Source organism: Ochrobactrum sp. SFR4, from assembly GCF_019730395.1.
Classification (GTDB): domain Bacteria; phylum Pseudomonadota; class Alphaproteobacteria; order Rhizobiales; family Rhizobiaceae; genus Pseudochrobactrum.
This window is the reverse complement of record NZ_JAAPBB010000008.1, coordinates 110,881-127,737: the sequence shown is the minus strand read 5'-3', so window position 1 is coordinate 127,737 and position 16,857 is coordinate 110,881. Positions and strand designations below refer to the sequence as shown.

Genomic DNA, 16,857 nt, shown 5'->3' with positions numbered 1-16,857 from the left:
CCGCGAACATGCGGCAATTAAAAAATCCGGAGCGAGCACAGTAGGTACGATTAAACGCGACACGCTCCAGGCTTCCGGTCTGTGAAACAGCGTGATATGCAACACCATGTCAAAATTTCTCATTCTTCTCGGCGGTGATCTGACCGCCACTTCGCGGCTGAAAAAGCAGATTGCCGGTGCACGTGTTTTGGCGGCAGACAGCGGTATGCGCCATGCGGCCGGCCTTGGCGTGGTACCGGAACTATGGCTCGGTGACTTTGATTCCACAGACACGGTACTGGCCACACAATATGGACACGTTGAGCGACAGGTCTTTCCCGTTGCAAAAAATATGACCGATGGTGAGCTGGCATTGCATGAAGCCTATGAACGCGGCGCAACAGAAGTGATTTTGGCCGGCGCTTTTGGCGGCGAGCGCACAGATCATACATTTCTGCATCTCAGCATGGCTGTGGCGCAGGCACATAGAGGACGAAAAATATTTCTCTCCAGCGGCCATGAAGAAGCAACACCGCTGATCTACGGGAAAACCGGTTTTGACCTGCCGGAAGAGACATTATTCAGTATTCTGGGATTTGAGACATTAACCAGATTATCAATTTCCGGCGCCGAATGGCCACTGGATAATGTGACTGTACCATTTGGCTCTTCTTTAACGCTCTCAAATAGGGTAAAAGAAAACTTAACAGTGACGTTAGGTGGAGGGGCGGCAATTTTAGTCGCATCGCCTGCCATTGATTCAATCTGATGTGACTGAACGTAAAAACCTGTAAATTGTTTTGATAGTTGCCGTCTTCTTTTTGCTATAAAATGCAGGAGATTATGGCAAGTGAGTAGCCTCAACGGGAGTAACTTTAGATGAAATCACGTCTTTCTATGATCGCAGTAACAGCAGTGCTCGCGTTTTCGACTGTTGCCTGTACAACAGGCGAACAGCGCACCGCCGGTTACGGTGTGGGCGGCGCAGCACTCGGCGCGCTTGCCGGTGGCGCAATTGGCGGTAACGGCCGTGGCGCCCTGACTGGTGCTGCAATCGGTGCGGTTGCCGGTACCCTGCTCGGTGCAGCACAGACCCGTAACGGTGTTCAGTATTGCCGCTACCGCGACAATTACGGCCGCGTTTACGAAGCGCCTTGTAACTAATTGTTACAATATTGAATTTAAAAACAGGCCGGTTTCCGGCCTGTTTTTTTATGCCTTCGTATCAAGTTCAGGAAATTTGCCGCGAGGGTTCCTGTTTGCAGCAATATGCAGTAATGAGCAGTAACAATCTTCGGCCTCTCTTTTTAAAGCGTAATTATCCATGGCTCCTCCTCTTCTCCGACTTGACCAGATCAGCCTGACATTTGGCGGCACGCCGCTGCTGGAGGATGCGGGGCTGTCGATCAGCGAAGGAGAGCGTATTGCGCTGGTCGGGCGTAACGGTTCAGGTAAATCCACGCTTTTGAAAATTGCAGCCGGTATGGTTGAACCGACCGGCGGCGAGGTTTTCCGCCACCCTTCCGCAACCATCCGCTATCTGGCACAGGCACCGGATATGGATGGTTTTGCCAATGTACGTGATTATGTGGAAGCAGGTCTCGGCCCGACCGATGATCCGTATCGCGTGGCCTATCTTCTGGAAAATCTGGGACTGACCGGCGATGAAACACCTGAGCAGCTTTCCGGCGGTGAAGCACGTCGTGCAGCGCTGGCACGGGTCATTGCCCCGCAGCCGGATGTGCTACTGCTGGATGAACCGACCAACCATCTTGATCTCGCAACGATTGAATGGCTGGAACAGGAATTGCGCCAGATCCGCTCGGCGATTGTGCTGATCTCCCATGACCGTCGTTTTCTGGAAAATGTCAGCCGCGCTACGATCTGGCTGGATCGCGGTGTGACACGCCGTATTGAACAGGGCTTTGCGCATTTTGAAGAATGGCGCGACAAAGTTCTGGAAGAAGAAGAGCGCGATCATCAGAAACTCGGCCGTCAGATCGTCCGGGAAGAGCATTGGTTGCGCTATGGCGTTACCGCACGCCGCAAACGCAATATGCGCCGCCTTGGCGAGTTGCACACAATGCGCCATGAATTCCGCACCCATCGTCATGCGCAAGGCGTGGCAACGCTGCAGGCCAGCGATGTGAAAGAATCCGGCAAGCTGGTGATTGAAGCAGATAAGATCAGTAAAGCCTATGATGAGCGTGTGCTGGTCAAGGATTTCTCCATCCGCGTCAATCGCGGTGACCGTATCGGCCTTGTGGGTCCAAATGGTGCGGGCAAAACCACATTACTGTCGATGCTGACCGGCAAACTTGAACCGGATTCCGGAACAATCCGTCTCGGTGTTAATCTGGATTTTGCCGAACTTGATCAGAAGCGTGAGCTCAATCCGGATGAAGCCCTGTCGCATTACCTGACAGACGGGCGCGGTGAATCGCTGGTGGTGAATGGCGAGCAGCGCCATGTTGTTTCCTATATGAAGGACTTTCTGTTTCAGCCGGAACAGGCACGCACACCAATTCGTGAATTATCCGGCGGTGAGCGCGCTCGTCTGATGCTGGCACGGGTCTTGTCCCGTCCGGCCAACCTGCTGATCCTCGACGAGCCGACCAACGATCTGGATATGGAAACGCTGGATCTGTTGCAGGAGTTGGTGTCCGGTTTTGCAGGCACCGTTATTCTGGTGAGCCACGATCGTGACTTTCTCGACCGCACGGTAACATCGGTGATTGCACCGGAAGGTGACGGGCGCTGGCTGCAATATGCCGGTGGTTATACGGATATGATGGCGCAGCGTAAAGAAACAGCGCTGGCACGCCGTCAGGTAAAATCTGCAACGCCTGCAGGTAGTGACAAGGCCGAGGTTGCACCCGCACCAAAACGCGATGAAAAGCGCAAACTGTCCTACAAGCAGAAATTTGCACTGGAAACATTACCGGCAAAGATGGAAAAGCTGAGTGCAGAAATTACAGCACTTGAAGCGAAAATGGCTGATCCGGCGCTTTATACCAAAGATCCTGCGCAGTTTGCCAAGATCGCTGCTGAGATTGAAAAGAAACGCAGCGAGAATGAAACCCATGAAGAAGAATGGCTGGAACTGGAAATGCTGCGTGAGGAAATTGAAGGCTGATTTTTCCTTCGCACTGAAAAGATGAAAGCCTGCCTGAATGATATTTCAGGCAGGCTTTTTGTTTTATGCACTGGCTGTGTTCAAGTCGTTTAATGCGTCCTGATCGAGCGTCAGCTGAGTCGCTTTGATCAGCTCTTCCAGCTGCTCGATCTTTGTGGCGCTGGAAATCGGCGCTGTGATTGACGGCTGGGCCATCATCCATGCAACCGCAATCTGCGCCACAGTCACGCTATAGCGTTCTGCCACCTGATCCATCGCTTCCAGAATCTTCAATCCGCGCTCATTGAGATAGCTGGTGCCGACCCTGTTACCACGTGGGCTGATGCCCAGATCTTTCTCGCTGCGATATTTCCCCGTGAGGAAACCGGCCGCCAGCGTATAATAAGGAATAACGCCAACCTGATTGGCGCTCACAACCGGTTCCAGCGTGGTTTCATAATCTTTGCGGTCATAAAGATTATACAGCGGCTGCAATGAGTCATAACGCGGCAGATTATGTTTCTCTGAAATTTCCAATGCATTTTGCAGGCGCTCGCCGGTGATATTGGACGCACCGATTGCACGGACTTTACCGGCCTTGATCAAATCCTGAAATGTACCGAGGACATCCTCAAACGGCGTATTCGGATCATCATAATGCGACTGGTAGAGATCAATATAATCTGTCTGCAAGCGCTTGAGCGAAGCGTCAACACATTCACGGATATGGGCAGGCGCCATGGTAAAGCCTTCGCCCATATCGGCACCGACCTTGGTGGCAATGATCATCTTGTCACGACTGCCACGGCTTTTTAGCCAGTTGCCGATAACGGTTTCCGATTCACCGCCCTTATGCCCCTCTACCCAGCGGGAATAGACATTGGCCGTATCAAGAAATGTCAGGCCGGCATCGAGCAGACGGTCGAGTAAGGCAAAAGATGTGGTTTCATCAGCTGTCCAGCCGAACACATTGCCGCCGAAGCAGAAAGGTGAAACCTGTAAATCTGACCGTCCAAGTTGTTTCAAGCGCATTCCGTTTCCTCCGCAGGATATGCATTATTCGTTCGCAATGAATTATGACCAAAAAGATGCGGAGGGAAAGAAAAAGCGCGGCAAACTATTCTGATAACACAGCTTTGTGTTTTATACCGGAGTGATGTTCCCAAGGCTGAGCAACATAGAGCGTAAAAAATCGCCGTTACCATTCAGAAGATTGTTTTCCAGTTCTGCGTGGGTCTGCCGCCAGACAGGAACTGCTTCTGCCAGCAGAGCTAAACCTTTTGGAGTCAGCAACAATAAACGGCTGCGTCGGTCGGCAGCATCTGGTATAATTTCTATCAGTGCTTTTTTCTGAAGCGGTTTAAGTGCGGCCGTTAAAGTCGTGCGATCCATGGCCAGCAATTGGGCAACCGGTGCGATGGATGGCGGTTCAGGCCTGTTTAAAGCCATCAGCAAAGAAAACTGGCCGTTTGTCAGTCCGAAAGGCCTCAAAGCATCGTCAAAATAACGGGCTAAAGCACGGGCTGCGCGCTGTGCGTGCAGGCACAGACATGTATCACGGACTTCCAATGTGGTCGAAAATGGTACATTCATTGACATTTTACAATTATGTTGATATCAACATATTAAGTCAACGCAAGAATAAGGTTGCCCACAAGGAGGAGAATGAAAATGGGATATGTCGAGGGTTTTGTCGCTTCTGTGCCGGAAAACCGCAAAGAAGACTACCGTAAACATGCAGCTGAAGCGGCTGTGATTTTTAAAGAATTTGGCGCCACCCGCATTGTTGAGTGCTGGGGCGATGATGTGCCGGATGGCAAGCTGACGGATTTCCGCCGTTCCGTGCAAGCCAAAGACGGCGAAATTATTGTGTTCAGCTGGATTGAATTTCCGAACAAAACTGTGCGCGATACAACCTGGAAGAAAATGATGGAAGATCCCCGCATGCAGGCGATGGGTGAATCCATGCCTTTTGACGGCAAGCGGATGATCTATGGTGGTTTTGAAAAACTGCTTGATGTTTAACGCTGATTTTTAACAATAAAAAAGGGGGTGAAAGCCCCCTTTTTGTTTCAGCGGTGCTGAAATCAGCTCATGCCGAGCGCGTCCATATAAAGCTGTATCATCGCTTCTTCTTCCTGACGCTCATGCGCTTCTTTCTTACGCAGGCGGATGATGGTGCGTACGGCTTTGGAGTCAAAGCCGGAGCCTTTCAGCTCAGCGAAAACCTCTTTGATATCATCAGAGATGGTTTTCTTTTCTTCTTCCAGACGTTCAATACGTTCAATAAATGCACGCAGCTGGCCGACTGCAATGGACTGGGCGCTGTCGCCGGTAATATCGTCGCTCAATATCATTCTCCGATTATAGACAAGACCGTATGAAACGCCGGGCGAGTCGCAGGTCTTAAAACAGGTGGTCTTGGTTGCCTCACATGCAGCGCATGGTCAAGCAATGGATTTAAGAATCTTGAAATCTAAACTAGCCGCTAAGCGGTAAGATACTGGTTAAAATATCTGTTAGTGGCTTGGTTTTCGTGCAGAAAAAGCATCCTGCTGCGCCTGACTGGCCGGTGCCTGATATTTTTCCCGCCATTCATCATAAGGCATGCCGTAGATCTCGGCGCGTGCTTCGTCTTTGGTCAGCGCATTACCGTCGGCATTGGCGGCTTCCTGAAACCAGTTGGACAGACAGTTGCGGCAAAAACCGGTCAGGTTCATCATATCGATATTCTGAACATCGGTGCGGTTACGCAAATGCTCAACCAGCCTGCGAAAAGCGGCAGCCTCATAGGCCAGACGCTGATTATCCGTAATATTTGTCATGCAATTTCCTTTCGCAGCTCAAGCCCGTTCAACGAAATCGGTGCGTGAACCATAATGGCGGGTATCGTGAATACCATCCATCATATTGATATGTGCCAGCATCGGCGCAAGGCGTTCAGCCCAAACCTGCACACCTTCCGGCGTCGCAATCAGATCCTGCCGCACTTCAATCAGCACATTGGCATAGCCTTTGGCGGTACAGTGGCGGAACAATGTGTCATTACGCAGAGCGCCGTCATAGGGTTCATTATCGCCGACAGATAATGTGCCGTCTTCACGCAACATCGACAGAAGCGGTGTTATCGCCCGGTCATCATTATCCCAGAGCAATGCAACCTGCCACGGGCGCGGTATGGTTTTCCAGACCGGCGTATAGGAATGAACAGAGACGACAAAAGGAGCGCGGCTACCGGCTTGCAACATCTTGTTACAGGCTGCATCAACCGCATTGTGATAAGGGCGGTAAAAGCGGTTCAGCCGGTTTTCGCGCTCTTCTTCATGCATCGGATAATTGGCCGGAATAACAGCGCCGTCAGACAGCTGCATAATCAGCGTCGGATCATCCTCGCCGCGGTTCGGATCAATCAGCAGCCGCGAAAAACCGCCGAGCACAGCCGGACTGTTCAGCTTTTCTGCCAGCACTCTGGTCAGCATCTCAACGCCGATATCATAGGCGATATGGCGCTCAAAAACACGCGGCTCCAACCCGAGCGTGCCGTAATCCTCAGGCACTGCACGGCTGGCATGATCGGCAATCAGCAACAGACCTTGCGCAAAATCACCGTCAATGGTCTCAAAAGGGGAAAAACCTGTCATCTCGTTTCCGGCTATGGATTGGATGATCAACATATAAATGGATTGCAAGGAATTGCGAGCCATTTGTGACCGGCGCTCCATTTTGCAAGAAAGGCCAGAGCATATCTGGCCCAAATGGATAGACGTAAAAACAAATAGGTAGAGCACACGCAGCGGATATAATTAAACGCGATACGCTCTAGTATACGGTCGGAGTGTGGGCTATAGACAGAACAGCAATTAAATCGATTTGATTATAGTTGCGGCAACTGAAAACCACTGAATTCGCAAAACAGGAGGTATTTTTCAGACTGTGATCCGTCACTATCTGCCGGAGATGATTGCAAAGGTTGCCGATAGCGGCTTGACCGGCAAGGCAGGCTATTTTGCAATTAGTTCTGATTTACAGCGGAAAACTGACCTCAGGCTCTTGAGTCTGCCTGCAACTTGCGTGAATTATGCGGCTTTACGGCATCGCATTTTCATGGTGAAGCAGATACGGTGCCGCAACCCGGTTGTTTGCAGTGCTGTATCATTTGTTTCTGCCAAAAGCAGAGCCGGAACAAAAGATGCAGTCCGGTGATAATGGTCAGACTGTTACACCTTGCTGTCATATTTAAGCAGTACCGTGCGCTGAAAGGTTCTGGCGGATGCGTCTTCATTCTACCTTGTTCTATTGTCTGGCTTTTGTTTCAGTCACATTGATTTCTGTCGTTTTTTCCGCGCCTGAAGCCCGTGCCGATTTTCGCGTTTGCAATTCGACGCAAAACCTTGTCGGTGTCGCAATCGGCTATCGTGCCAAGAGCGGATGGATCACAGAAGGCTGGTGGCATATTAACGGATCAAGCTGCAAGACCCTGATCGAAGGCCCGCTGACCTCCCGCTATTACTATGTTTATGCTGAAGATTCAGAGGGCGGTGGCCGCTGGGACGGCAAGGTCAATATGTGTGTGGCTGAAAACGAATTCAAAATTAACGGCGTGAATGACTGTTTTGCCCGCGGTTATCAACGCTCCGGTTTTCAGGAATATGATACGGGCGAACAATCAAGCTGGATGGTGCAGCTGACTGATGATGCACCTGCCGGCAATGCCACAGTGACAGGAACCAATCACCAATGAGACGTGCGCGTAAGGTAAAGATCCTCGCAACACTTGGGCCCGCATCTTCGGATGAAGCGGTTATTGAAAAATTATTCGCGGCCGGTGCCGATGTCTTCCGCATCAATATGAGCCATGCTGATCACGATCTGATGCGCGAGCTGGTGCGCCGCATCCGCAATGTAGAGCATAAGCTCGGACGGCCGATCGGTATCCTCGCAGATTTGCAGGGACCGAAGCTTCGTGTCGGCAAATTCAAAGACGGCAAAGTTGAACTCACACCGGGTCAGATTTTCACGCTTGATGATGATGAAACACTGGGTGATGAAAACCGTGTTTTCCTGCCGCATCCGGAAATTCTGCAGGCCGTACAAGCTGGTGACCGCCTGCTGATCGATGATGGCCGGTTGGCTTTGCAGGCAGAAGAGACAGACGGTAAATCCATTCGCTGTAAAGTGATCTCCGGTACAAAAATCTCTGACCGTAAGGGCGTAAGCCTGCCGGATACGACTTTGCCGGTTGGCGCCTTGACTGAAAAAGACCGCCGCGATCTTGATGCCGTACTGCTTGAAGATATTGACTGGGTAGCGCTGTCTTTTATTCAGCGTCCGGAAGATCTGGCGGAAGTGCGCAAGATTGCGCGTGGCCGTGTTGCCCTGATGTCCAAGATTGAAAAACCACAGGCTGTAACCCGTCTCGATGAGATCATCGAATTGTCGGATGCGTTGATGGTTGCCCGTGGCGATCTGGGTGTGGAAATGCCTCTGGAAAGCGTTCCGGGCATTCAGAAACAGATCGTGCGCGCCTGCCGCAAAGCCGGCAAGCCGGTCGTCGTTGCGACCCAGATGCTGGAATCCATGATCTCTGCTCCGGTGCCAACCCGTGCGGAAGTCTCCGACGTGGCGACCGCTGTATTTGACGGTGCGGATGCGGTGATGCTGTCTGCGGAATCCGCCGCCGGTGATTATCCGGTTGAAGCGGTTGCAACCATGGCGCGGATTGCGGAGAAAGTGGAACGCGATCCGAACTATCCGTCCATCGTCAACAATCAGCGTTCCGAACCGGAAGCAACCGGTGCGGATGCAGTATCGCTGGCAGCCCGCCAGATTGCCACCACGCTGAACCTTTCGGCGATCATCTGCTACACTTCATCGGGCACCACAGGTCTCAGAGCGTCGCGTGAGCGGCCGCTGACACCGATTATTGCCCTGTCTCCGGTCGTTGAGACTGCACGCCGCCTGTCGATCGTCTGGGGGCTGCATTGCGTAGTCACTGAAGACGCGCGCGATCTGGATGATGTGGTCAACCGCGCCTGTCATATTGCCTATCGGGAAGAGTTCGCCAAACCGGGTGATCGTGTGATTATCACTGTCGGTGTACCGCTCAGAACCCCTGGCAACACCAATATGCTGCGTATTGCTTATATCGGCATGGACGGCCTGACAGGGATCTGATGATCAGCCTCACATGATAAAAAAGCCCGCTTTAAAGCGGGCTTTTTTATTGGCACATCAAGCCATGCTTATAGCATGTCGCAGCTAAATGGATTCATGCAGCGTTCGCGAACATGCACAAATAATAAAATCCAGAGCGCGCAATGGATTTCATTAAACGCGGCACGCTTTAGGCGTGATAGGCCGCAATGCCATTCTGGGAAAGCAAGGCAGCCCGCAGTTTTTCCAAAGCACGGTTTTCAATCTGGCGGACACGCTCCTTAGAAATACCAAGTTTTTCTCCCAGCATTTCCAGTGTTACGGCATCATCTTTCAAACGACGCTCGCGGATAATACGCAATTCACGATCATTCAGCACGGATAATGCCTGTTTCAGCCAGCTGACACGTCGCTCGCTGTCGATCATATTCTCAACAATTTCATCCTGCAGCGGGTGATCGTCGACCAGAAAATCAATCTTCTCCGCACTGCTACTGTCATCCGGCGAAACAGTCATGCTTAAAGAACTGTCGGGGCCAGATAATCTGGAATCCATCAGCTCCACGTCTTTTTCAGACACGCCGAGCTGATTGGAAATACGGGTATATAATTCGCGTTTTGCCAAGGTCTCATTGCTCTGCACCAGTTTGGCACGCAAGCGGCGCAAATTGAAAAACAAAGCTTTCTGCGTTGAACTTGTACCACCGCGCACAATGGACCAGTTGCGCAGAATATAATCTTGTATTGATGCTCTGATCCACCAGATCGCATAGGTGGAAAAACGCACATCACGCTCCGGCTCAAAGCGGAAGGCAGCTTCCATAAGCCCAACCGTCCCTTCCTGTATGAGATCAGCCATGGGAAGATCAAATTTACGGAAACGTCCGGCGGTGGAAATCACCAATCGCATATGAGATGAGGTAATTTCATCCAGTGCATGCTGATCGCCCTGCTCTTTCCAGCGCTGAACAAGTGCCTGTTCCTGTTCCCGTTCAAGATAAGGAGCAGCCATGGCACTGCGAATAAGATTTCGTGAGGATACAAAAGAGACGGTACGTTTCGTAACTTCGGTGGAGGAGGACGCTACAGGCTTCATTTCAATCTCCATAACGAAAATATCAACGCAACCTGCTTATGAGGATCACGTTATCCGCTAGGAGTTAAACGCATCAATGGAAGGCCGGTTCCTTCATCTTCTGCTAATTTTATGATTTTTTTGAACAGAGAGCTTGAAAAACATTTTTTGTGCTCCAGCACATGCTTCAGAACCGATACATGCTGCGCAATCATTGGCACGAAGCGAAGGTGTATACATAAAACAATAATGCCGTTCTGAATGAACAGAACGGCATTATTGTTATAAAGATTATGTTTCAGCCTGAGTGGCGCAAACTTACGCGGCTTCGGCTTCATCATCCTCAACTTCAGCTTCATCAGCTTTAGCACCGCGCTTCGGTCCTTTAGCCAGATTAGCTTCAATGAGGCGTACAGATTCTGTATCAGACAGCTTATTTACAGCTGCAACTTCACGCGCCATACGATCCAGAGCTGCTTCATAAAGCTGACGCTCGGAGTAAGACTGCTCCGGCTGGTTTTCTGCACGGAAAAGATCGCGCACAACTTCTGCAATGGAAATCAGATCACCGGAATTGATCTTTGCATCATATTCCTGAGCCCGGCGCGACCACATGGTGCGTTTGATACGGGCACGGCCCTGCAAGACTTTCAAGGCGCGCTCTACGAAATCACCTTCTGACAATTTACGCATACCAATGGTAGCTGCTTTCGCCACCGGTACTTTAAGGCGCATCTTATCTTTATCGAAATCAATAACAAAAAGTTCAAGCTTCATGCCTGCAACTTCCTGCTCTTCGATTGCAACGATCTGCCCCACACCATGCGACGGATACACAATAGACTCACCCGTCTTGAAACCCTGACGGACGGCGGCCTTCTTCTGCTGGGATGACATACGCTTCAATACTCCCTGTAGTGTCCGGCACCTGGAGCGCCGGTTTACACGCGGTGATACAATCAGTCCTGCAACCGGCCCCGCGGGAAACGGAACAAGCATAACAGCTGATTAAAACAAGTGCCGAAACAGAATGTAAAAGGGATGCTGAGGCAAAACTTAAGCAAAAAAAATCACAGGGTAAACGGTGGGAGCAAAATTTAAAAACAAACTTGCCCCGGCACTATTTCAGCCTGTAATTTATATCAGCCTTTCAGTGAATACCTTTAGCCGCCACGAAATGACGCCTGCTCATCGACATTAACGTGAACAGTAACACAAAAAACCGGCAGAATCAACAAAATGCCGTCACAAGCCGCCTGACCGGGCGTTTTGTGTTAATAAACCGTTAATTGACAGGGCTGATCCTGTGGTTATCCCGGCATATCAGCGGAGAATCAATCGCCTTCGCCAGGCTCTGCCGAGAAGAACTGCTCAAGCTTATTGGCGACGCCATCCATTTCAACGGCTTCCGGCATTTGATCTTTTTTAACGGTGAGATTTGGCCATTTCGCTGAATATTCAGAATTCAGCTCAATCCATTTATCAAGACCAGGCTCTGTATCCGGACGGATCGCTTCAGCAGGACATTCCGGCTCACACACGCCGCAGTCAATACACTCATCAGGATTGATGACGAGCATATTCTCGCCTTCATAGAAACAATCGACAGGGCAGACCTCCACGCAATCCGTATATTTGCAACGAATGCAGTTATCGGTCACGACATAAGTCATTGTCGAACTCCCAGAGCTTTGAACTGCCACACATAATCTGTGGCCAAAATTACAATCATATCATTTGGCATAATGCTCGGCAGAGCGTCAGGATAACTGACTGATCCTGCCATCCGGCCTGCGAAACCGGAATGCCGTTTTTCAGCAACTGCGCTATATCAAATACGGCAGAAAACCTGTCTGTCAGGTAAAGGCTTTAGTCGCAGCTTGCAAGGGGGTTTTCCCTCAGCCGCGACGCTCCGCCGCAAAAAAGAACCACATTCTGCATCACTGTATTTTCTGAAAAACTGCGTTCCCGCTGGCTTTTAACAAAGCACAATCCTTCCGCCGGATCATTCTTCATTCAGGACAGAAAACAAGCCAACACGAAGATTTGAAAAAACCGTCAAGCCCGACTCAGTATCTCAAGCATAGTTCAGCTTCCGGAAACACCGGCGAGGCTACTAAACCATACCCGAAATGCGACTCACATCAGCCCAACCGGCCAGAGCATGTTTGGCTCAAATGGGCTCATTTAGCATTCACAAACATGCGGCAATGAAAAGAATTGAGACGCGAGCGCTATGCGTAAGATTAAACGCGACACGCTCCGGCTCAAAGGTCATCAAAACCGGAACCACCTTGTTTCAGCCGTTCCGTTGCCCTGCGGTCGCGCTTTGTCGGACGGCCGGAGCCGGCATCCCGCCTTTCGCCAACAGCAGCCATCTGCTCTTCGGTCTTTTCAGTTGGCGGTGTCAGATCTTCATAGAGTAATTGCGCTTCAGGAAAAGAGCCGCGACGCTCTCCGAGTTCGCGCACTTTATAAATCAATATGCGGCGATCCAGTGTGACCGTCACCACATCTCCGATTTTAATACCGTAAGACGCCTGATCTATTTTATCGCGGTTAACGCGAACACGCCCGCCGGCAGCCAGTTTTGCCGCGAGCGAGCGTGATTTAACGACGCGGGTGAAAAACAACCATTTATCAATGCGTTGTTTTAAAGCGCCCGTATTCATGCGCTTATTTCTTCAACTGCTCTTTCAGAGCAAGCAGCTTGGCGAATGGTGAATCAGGATCAATCTGCACTGGGCGCTCATTGCGCTCAACGCGTTTCTGATCCTGAGCATGATCCCGCTTGCCATGACGCGGCTTGCTGTGATGTTCATTCCGGCCGGATTTCTGCTCACCGTTGCGGAAATCAACCCGTGCGGCTTTTTCAAACCGTTTGCTGCGACCTTCACGGTTCTGATTGTCACCAGCATTGTCTTTAGCTGCATCAGCCGGTGCACCGTCTTTAGCAGGCGCACGACGATTACCCTGAGGACGGTTGCGGTTCTGCTCGCGTCCCTTGCCCTGCTCGCGGCTGCGGTTATCATGACGACCCGGACGCCACAGCAGAACCATTTTCACTGGCTCTTCTGCAACTGCAGCATCAGCAGCTTCAGCCACTTCTGCAGCCGGTACTTCAGCTTCTTCCGTCTTCACGATTTCTGCCACAGCTTCCGGCTGTTCTTCAGTTTCAGCGGCAGCTTCCGTTACAGTTTCGCCTGCCTGTTTGGCAGCATCAGCTTCAGCAAAAGCATCCAGCTCTGCAAGCTTGGCAGCAACAGCCGGTGCTTCCATCGCTTCATGACGGTAGCCAAGGCTTTTCAGTACTTCTTCCATGTCTTCCGGCGTCGCACCGAGAATAGACATCATCGACGGCGTTACCATGAAACGGGCACCGTCATAAGCACCTTCAGCGCGCAGACCTGCACCCGGACGCCAGGCCAGAGCCGGGCGGATCAGATCAGCCAGACGTTCCAGAATGTCAAAACGCACTGCACGGCGGCCAAGTACACGATAACCGGCCAATGTATAGAATACCGGATCAAAATCCGGCTCAACCACAACCGATGTACGGCCGGCAGCCAGAACATGAACCACATCGCCGTAACCGGCGCGTTCACGACCATCATTGCTCAGCGCCCAGAGCAATGTCATCAGACCTGCCGGAGCCGGTTTCAGCAATGCTGGGATAAATACATGATAGGCACCGAAGCGTACGCCGAAACGACGCAGAGCTGCACGGGAATCCTGATCGAGACCACGGATTTCCTCAGCAATGTCACGACGCTGGATAACACCGAAGCTCTCAACCAGACGGAAAGCCAGACCACGGGTCATGCCGGTCAGGGCATCAGCCTCGGTCAGATCGTGCAATGGCTTGAGAACGGTCTCAATATGATGAGCGACAAAGCGGTCAATACGGCTCTGTACTTTCTCACGGGAAGCACCTGTCAGCTGCTCGTCAGCCAGCAAAACGCTGCGCGGGCGCATCACGCTGTCACCGGCAACCAGAGTTGCAACCGGAGCGCCGACCCAGCGCAGAATACCATCCGAGCCAAGGGCGAAATCGCCATTGGCCGCAGCAGAGAAGCGCTCTGCACGACGGTCATATTCAGCGGCCAGCGCTTTTTGTGCAGCCCCCTTTACCGCTTTCGCGTCCGGCCCTTCGGCCTTGACGTCGGCGGTAAATCGGAATCCTTCCAACTGCCCGACATTGTGGTCTTCGACAAGGACATCCCCTGTCGGGCTAATTTCTGCTTCTAGCATGGCATTCTCTCTCAGGCGCTTCATAAGCACGCTTGTCCTGCGGTCTACAAAGCGTTTCGTCAACCGTTCATGCAGCGCGTCGGACAATCTGTCCTCAATTTCGCGCGTCTTTTCTTGCCAATGTATCGGATCTGCCAGCCAGCCTGGCCGATGCGACACAAAAGTCCATGTGCGAATTTGTGCAATACGGTGAGATAGAGTGTCGATCTCACCATCAGTCCTGTCGGACCGATGCACCTGCTCGCTCATATAGTCTTCATCCACAAAACCTTTGCGGATGATATCCTTATAGATTGCGGCAATAATATCGGCATGTTGTGCCGGCGCAATCCTTCTATAGTCGGGAAGCGCACAGGCATCCCATAAAATTTCCACACGCTTGGGCGTATCCGCAAGCCGCATAATGTTTTCATCACGCGCCAGATTTTCAAGCGCCTGCATGTCAACCGCAGGTAGTGCCCGTGTCAACCCTTCCAAAGGCGCTGAACGGTCTAATGAGTGCTTCAATGCGCGAACAGATGAAAAATCAAACTGAGCCGTGCGCCATTGCAACACTTTAACCGCGTCGAAATTATGCGATTCTATCCGCTCGACAAGATCTTTATCAAACGGATCAACCTGACCGGTGACGCCGAATGTACCGTCGCGCAGGTGGCGGCCTGCACGCCCGGCAATCTGCCCGAGCTCACCGGGGTTCAGATCACGATACTGAAATCCGTCAAATTTACGCGCCTGCGCAAAGGCCACATGGTCAACATCAAGGTTAAGTCCCATGCCGATCGCATCGGTCGCGACCAGAAAATCCACATCACCGGACTGATAAAGCTCCACCTGTGCATTGCGGGTACGCGGGCTCAAAGCACCCATGACCACGGCCGCACCACCGCGCTGACGGCGGATCAGTTCGGCAATCGCATAGACTTCATCAGCAGAGAAAGCGACAATGGCACTGCGGCGTGGCAGGCGGGTGATCTTTTTCGAACCTGCATAAGCCAGATGCGACAAGCGCGGGCGGGTAATAATATTGATACCGCGCAGCAGCTTTTCGAGAATAGGCCGCATGGTTGCTGCACCCAGCAACAAGGTTTCCTGCCGGCCGCGCAAATGTAAAAGACGATCTGTGAAAATATGGCCGCGTTCCAGATCGGCAGCCAGCTGTATTTCATCAATGGCAACGAAAGCTGCATTGGTCTGGCGCGGCAGAGCTTCAACTGTACATACGGAATATTTCGCACCGGCCGGAATGATTTTTTCTTCGCCTGTGACCAGCGCCACTTTTTCAGGGCCGACTTTGGTAACCAGCTTATTATAGACTTCACGCGCCAGCAGACGCAGCGGCAGACCAATGATCCCGCTCTCATGCGCGAGCATACGCTCCAGCGCCAGATGAGTCTTGCCGGTATTGGTAGGCCCGAGCACAGCTGTTACATCGCGCCCGCTCACAATAAGCGGTGCTGTTCCCTGATGCAGAGACGCCGCCCCAAGCGGAGGCGTCAATGAGTTCTTCTGGTCATTCATGCGGAATTGATTATTCCCCGTCTCATGAAGTCGTTACACATGAAATCCGCCCCGCAGGTCAGCGCCATATTTTGCAATATAGCCAACCTGATCCGGCAAACCCCATTTTTCTGTCTGCCTGCCGTCAGTCAGTACAGATTGAGCAAAGCAGGTAGCATTATCTGCCTCTGACTAAAAGGGTAACAACGGCACCTTTATGACTTCTTTTGTATCAAAACTTCAGAAAATGACAGGAAACCATGTCGGCTCCTCATAAAAGCCCGGGTTTTTCAGAATTTTATGCGTATTTCAGGCGTTAGAATCCACTAAAATGCCCGCAAAAACCCTGTATCTTAATGAAAAGAACACGAGAAGAACAAAGAGGCTACGAATCAATGGTTTTCGCAAGTTCTCATTTTGTTTAAAACAACATCCTGTGTTTCTTGCAGTCAGAGACACAATATACAGATTCAGCAGCACAGGAACGGCGAGTTAAAAAACAGAGAAATTAACTTTTACCACCGACCGCACATAGTGATGTGGTAACATGCGCATAATACCAATTTAAAAACCCGTACAGCATTAATAAAGATTAAAAATACATTACCGGAATGCGCTACATTGCAGCGAAACAACATGCATTCATTAAGCTTTCGGCCAAACCCTGAACGAATCGGCGACGAATCGCTGCTATATGAAAGTTCCTGTTTCGTTTTCACAAAATACAGAGCCAAAACAAATTATAGATACTATATATAGTATTAGGCCTTTATGAAACGCAATTTCA

Annotated in this window: 16 protein-coding genes and 1 pseudogene; 6 read left to right on the top strand and 11 right to left on the bottom strand. The window is 51.2% G+C overall.

Features of this window, described 5'->3' with window-relative positions:
• Positions 1-106: 106 nt before the first annotated feature.
• The 3 genes from HBA93_RS11970 (at position 107) to HBA93_RS11960 (ending at position 3,115) form a co-directional block, all read left to right on the top strand.
• Complete coding sequence (locus HBA93_RS11970; protein WP_221723414.1) at positions 107-748, top strand: thiamine diphosphokinase; 642 nt, start codon at positions 107-109, stop codon at positions 746-748.
• A 110-nt stretch (positions 749-858) separates the two neighbouring features.
• Complete coding sequence (locus tag HBA93_RS11965; protein WP_075657278.1) at positions 859-1,143, top strand: YMGG-like glycine zipper-containing protein; 285 nt, start codon at positions 859-861, stop codon at positions 1,141-1,143.
• Between the two features lie 160 nt (positions 1,144-1,303).
• Positions 1,304-3,115: an ABC-F family ATP-binding cassette domain-containing protein gene (locus HBA93_RS11960; RefSeq protein WP_221723413.1), complete on the top strand. Its 1,812-nt coding sequence runs from the start codon at positions 1,304-1,306 to the stop codon at positions 3,113-3,115.
• A 63-nt stretch (positions 3,116-3,178) separates the two neighbouring features.
• Here HBA93_RS11960 and HBA93_RS11955 read toward each other — a convergent pair whose 3' ends face one another.
• On the bottom strand, positions 3,179-4,126 hold the full coding sequence (locus HBA93_RS11955; protein WP_221723412.1) for an aldo/keto reductase: 948 nt from the start codon (positions 4,124-4,126) through the stop codon (positions 3,179-3,181).
• A gap of 111 nt (positions 4,127-4,237) precedes the next feature.
• Positions 4,238-4,693 (bottom strand): MarR family winged helix-turn-helix transcriptional regulator, encoded by a 456-nt coding sequence (locus tag HBA93_RS11950; RefSeq protein ID WP_221723411.1) that lies wholly within the window; start codon positions 4,691-4,693, stop codon positions 4,238-4,240.
• A gap of 72 nt (positions 4,694-4,765) precedes the next feature.
• Here HBA93_RS11950 and HBA93_RS11945 point away from each other — a divergent pair, with 72 nt between their 5' ends.
• Complete coding sequence (locus HBA93_RS11945; protein WP_022709937.1) at positions 4,766-5,119, top strand: DUF1428 domain-containing protein; 354 nt, start codon at positions 4,766-4,768, stop codon at positions 5,117-5,119.
• 62 nt (positions 5,120-5,181) lie between these two features.
• On the opposite strand, the gene HBA93_RS11940 is transcribed toward HBA93_RS11945, so the two are convergent.
• From HBA93_RS11940 to HBA93_RS11930, 3 genes are all read right to left on the bottom strand, one after another.
• Positions 5,182-5,451, bottom strand: coding sequence for a DUF2312 domain-containing protein (locus HBA93_RS11940; RefSeq protein WP_075657274.1), 270 nt, complete (start codon positions 5,449-5,451; stop codon positions 5,182-5,184).
• Between the two features lie 162 nt (positions 5,452-5,613).
• On the bottom strand, positions 5,614-5,919 hold the full coding sequence (locus HBA93_RS11935) for a DUF1244 domain-containing protein (RefSeq protein WP_221723410.1): 306 nt from the start codon (positions 5,917-5,919) through the stop codon (positions 5,614-5,616).
• A gap of 18 nt (positions 5,920-5,937) precedes the next feature.
• Positions 5,938-6,735, bottom strand: coding sequence for an N-formylglutamate amidohydrolase (locus HBA93_RS11930; RefSeq protein WP_221723409.1), 798 nt, complete (start codon positions 6,733-6,735; stop codon positions 5,938-5,940).
• Positions 6,736-7,442: 707 nt separating this feature from the next.
• Between HBA93_RS11930 and HBA93_RS11925 the strand changes: the two are divergent.
• Together HBA93_RS11925 and pyk are read left to right on the top strand one after the other, a co-directional pair.
• A pseudogene (locus HBA93_RS11925) lies at positions 7,443-7,835 on the top strand (DUF1036 domain-containing protein); the annotation flags it as partial.
• Positions 7,832-9,268 carry a pyruvate kinase gene (gene pyk / locus HBA93_RS11920; protein WP_221723408.1) on the top strand — a complete coding sequence of 479 codons (1,437 nt, stop codon included), beginning with the start codon at positions 7,832-7,834 and terminating at the stop codon, positions 9,266-9,268. The pseudogene HBA93_RS11925 and the gene pyk, both read left to right, overlap by 4 nt.
• Before the next feature lie 169 nt (positions 9,269-9,437).
• On the opposite strand, the gene HBA93_RS11915 is transcribed toward pyk, so the two are convergent.
• The 6 genes from HBA93_RS11915 to HBA93_RS11890 all read right to left on the bottom strand — a co-directional run bounded on the left by HBA93_RS11915 (position 9,438) and on the right by HBA93_RS11890 (position 16,070).
• A complete protein-coding gene (locus HBA93_RS11915; RefSeq protein WP_221723407.1) occupies positions 9,438-10,343 on the bottom strand; it encodes an RNA polymerase factor sigma-32 in 906 nt (301 codons plus the stop codon).
• Positions 10,344-10,393: 50 nt separating this feature from the next.
• Complete coding sequence (locus HBA93_RS11910; protein WP_221723406.1) at positions 10,394-10,663, bottom strand: hypothetical protein; 270 nt, start codon at positions 10,661-10,663, stop codon at positions 10,394-10,396.
• Positions 10,641-11,219: a CarD family transcriptional regulator gene (locus tag HBA93_RS11905; RefSeq protein ID WP_121994125.1), complete on the bottom strand. Its 579-nt coding sequence runs from the start codon at positions 11,217-11,219 to the stop codon at positions 10,641-10,643. The genes HBA93_RS11910 and HBA93_RS11905 overlap by 23 nt, the downstream gene beginning before the upstream one ends.
• Positions 11,220-11,656: 437 nt before the next feature.
• On the bottom strand, positions 11,657-11,995 hold the full coding sequence (gene fdxA / locus HBA93_RS11900; protein WP_121994126.1) for a ferredoxin FdxA: 339 nt from the start codon (positions 11,993-11,995) through the stop codon (positions 11,657-11,659).
• 594 nt (positions 11,996-12,589) lie between these two features.
• Positions 12,590-12,994, bottom strand: coding sequence for an RNA-binding S4 domain-containing protein (locus tag HBA93_RS11895; RefSeq protein ID WP_221723405.1), 405 nt, complete (start codon positions 12,992-12,994; stop codon positions 12,590-12,592).
• A gap of 4 nt (positions 12,995-12,998) precedes the next feature.
• Positions 12,999-16,070 (bottom strand): helicase-related protein, encoded by a 3,072-nt coding sequence (locus HBA93_RS11890; RefSeq protein ID WP_502910106.1) that lies wholly within the window; start codon positions 16,068-16,070, stop codon positions 12,999-13,001.
• Positions 16,071-16,857 lie beyond the last annotated feature (787 nt).

Coding starts and splice junctions, on each gene's coding strand:
- HBA93_RS11970 (WP_221723414.1), top strand. CDS start 107: ATGTCAAAATTTCTCATTCTTCTCGGCGGTGATCTGACCGCCACTTCG.
- HBA93_RS11965 (WP_075657278.1), top strand. CDS start 859: ATGAAATCACGTCTTTCTATGATCGCAGTAACAGCAGTGCTCGCGTTT.
- HBA93_RS11960 (WP_221723413.1), top strand. CDS start 1,304: ATGGCTCCTCCTCTTCTCCGACTTGACCAGATCAGCCTGACATTTGGC.
- HBA93_RS11955 (WP_221723412.1), bottom strand. CDS start 4,126: ATGCGCTTGAAACAACTTGGACGGTCAGATTTACAGGTTTCACCTTTC.
- HBA93_RS11950 (WP_221723411.1), bottom strand. CDS start 4,693: ATGTCAATGAATGTACCATTTTCGACCACATTGGAAGTCCGTGATACA.
- HBA93_RS11945 (WP_022709937.1), top strand. CDS start 4,766: ATGGGATATGTCGAGGGTTTTGTCGCTTCTGTGCCGGAAAACCGCAAA.
- HBA93_RS11940 (WP_075657274.1), bottom strand. CDS start 5,451: ATGATATTGAGCGACGATATTACCGGCGACAGCGCCCAGTCCATTGCA.
- HBA93_RS11935 (WP_221723410.1), bottom strand. CDS start 5,919: ATGACAAATATTACGGATAATCAGCGTCTGGCCTATGAGGCTGCCGCT.
- HBA93_RS11930 (WP_221723409.1), bottom strand. CDS start 6,735: ATGACAGGTTTTTCCCCTTTTGAGACCATTGACGGTGATTTTGCGCAA.
- pyk (WP_221723408.1), top strand. CDS start 7,832: ATGAGACGTGCGCGTAAGGTAAAGATCCTCGCAACACTTGGGCCCGCA.
- HBA93_RS11915 (WP_221723407.1), bottom strand. CDS start 10,343: ATGAAGCCTGTAGCGTCCTCCTCCACCGAAGTTACGAAACGTACCGTC.
- HBA93_RS11910 (WP_221723406.1), bottom strand. CDS start 10,663: ATGATGAAGCCGAAGCCGCGTAAGTTTGCGCCACTCAGGCTGAAACAT.
- HBA93_RS11905 (WP_121994125.1), bottom strand. CDS start 11,219: ATGTCATCCCAGCAGAAGAAGGCCGCCGTCCGTCAGGGTTTCAAGACG.
- fdxA (WP_121994126.1), bottom strand. CDS start 11,995: ATGACTTATGTCGTGACCGATAACTGCATTCGTTGCAAATATACGGAT.
- HBA93_RS11895 (WP_221723405.1), bottom strand. CDS start 12,994: ATGAATACGGGCGCTTTAAAACAACGCATTGATAAATGGTTGTTTTTC.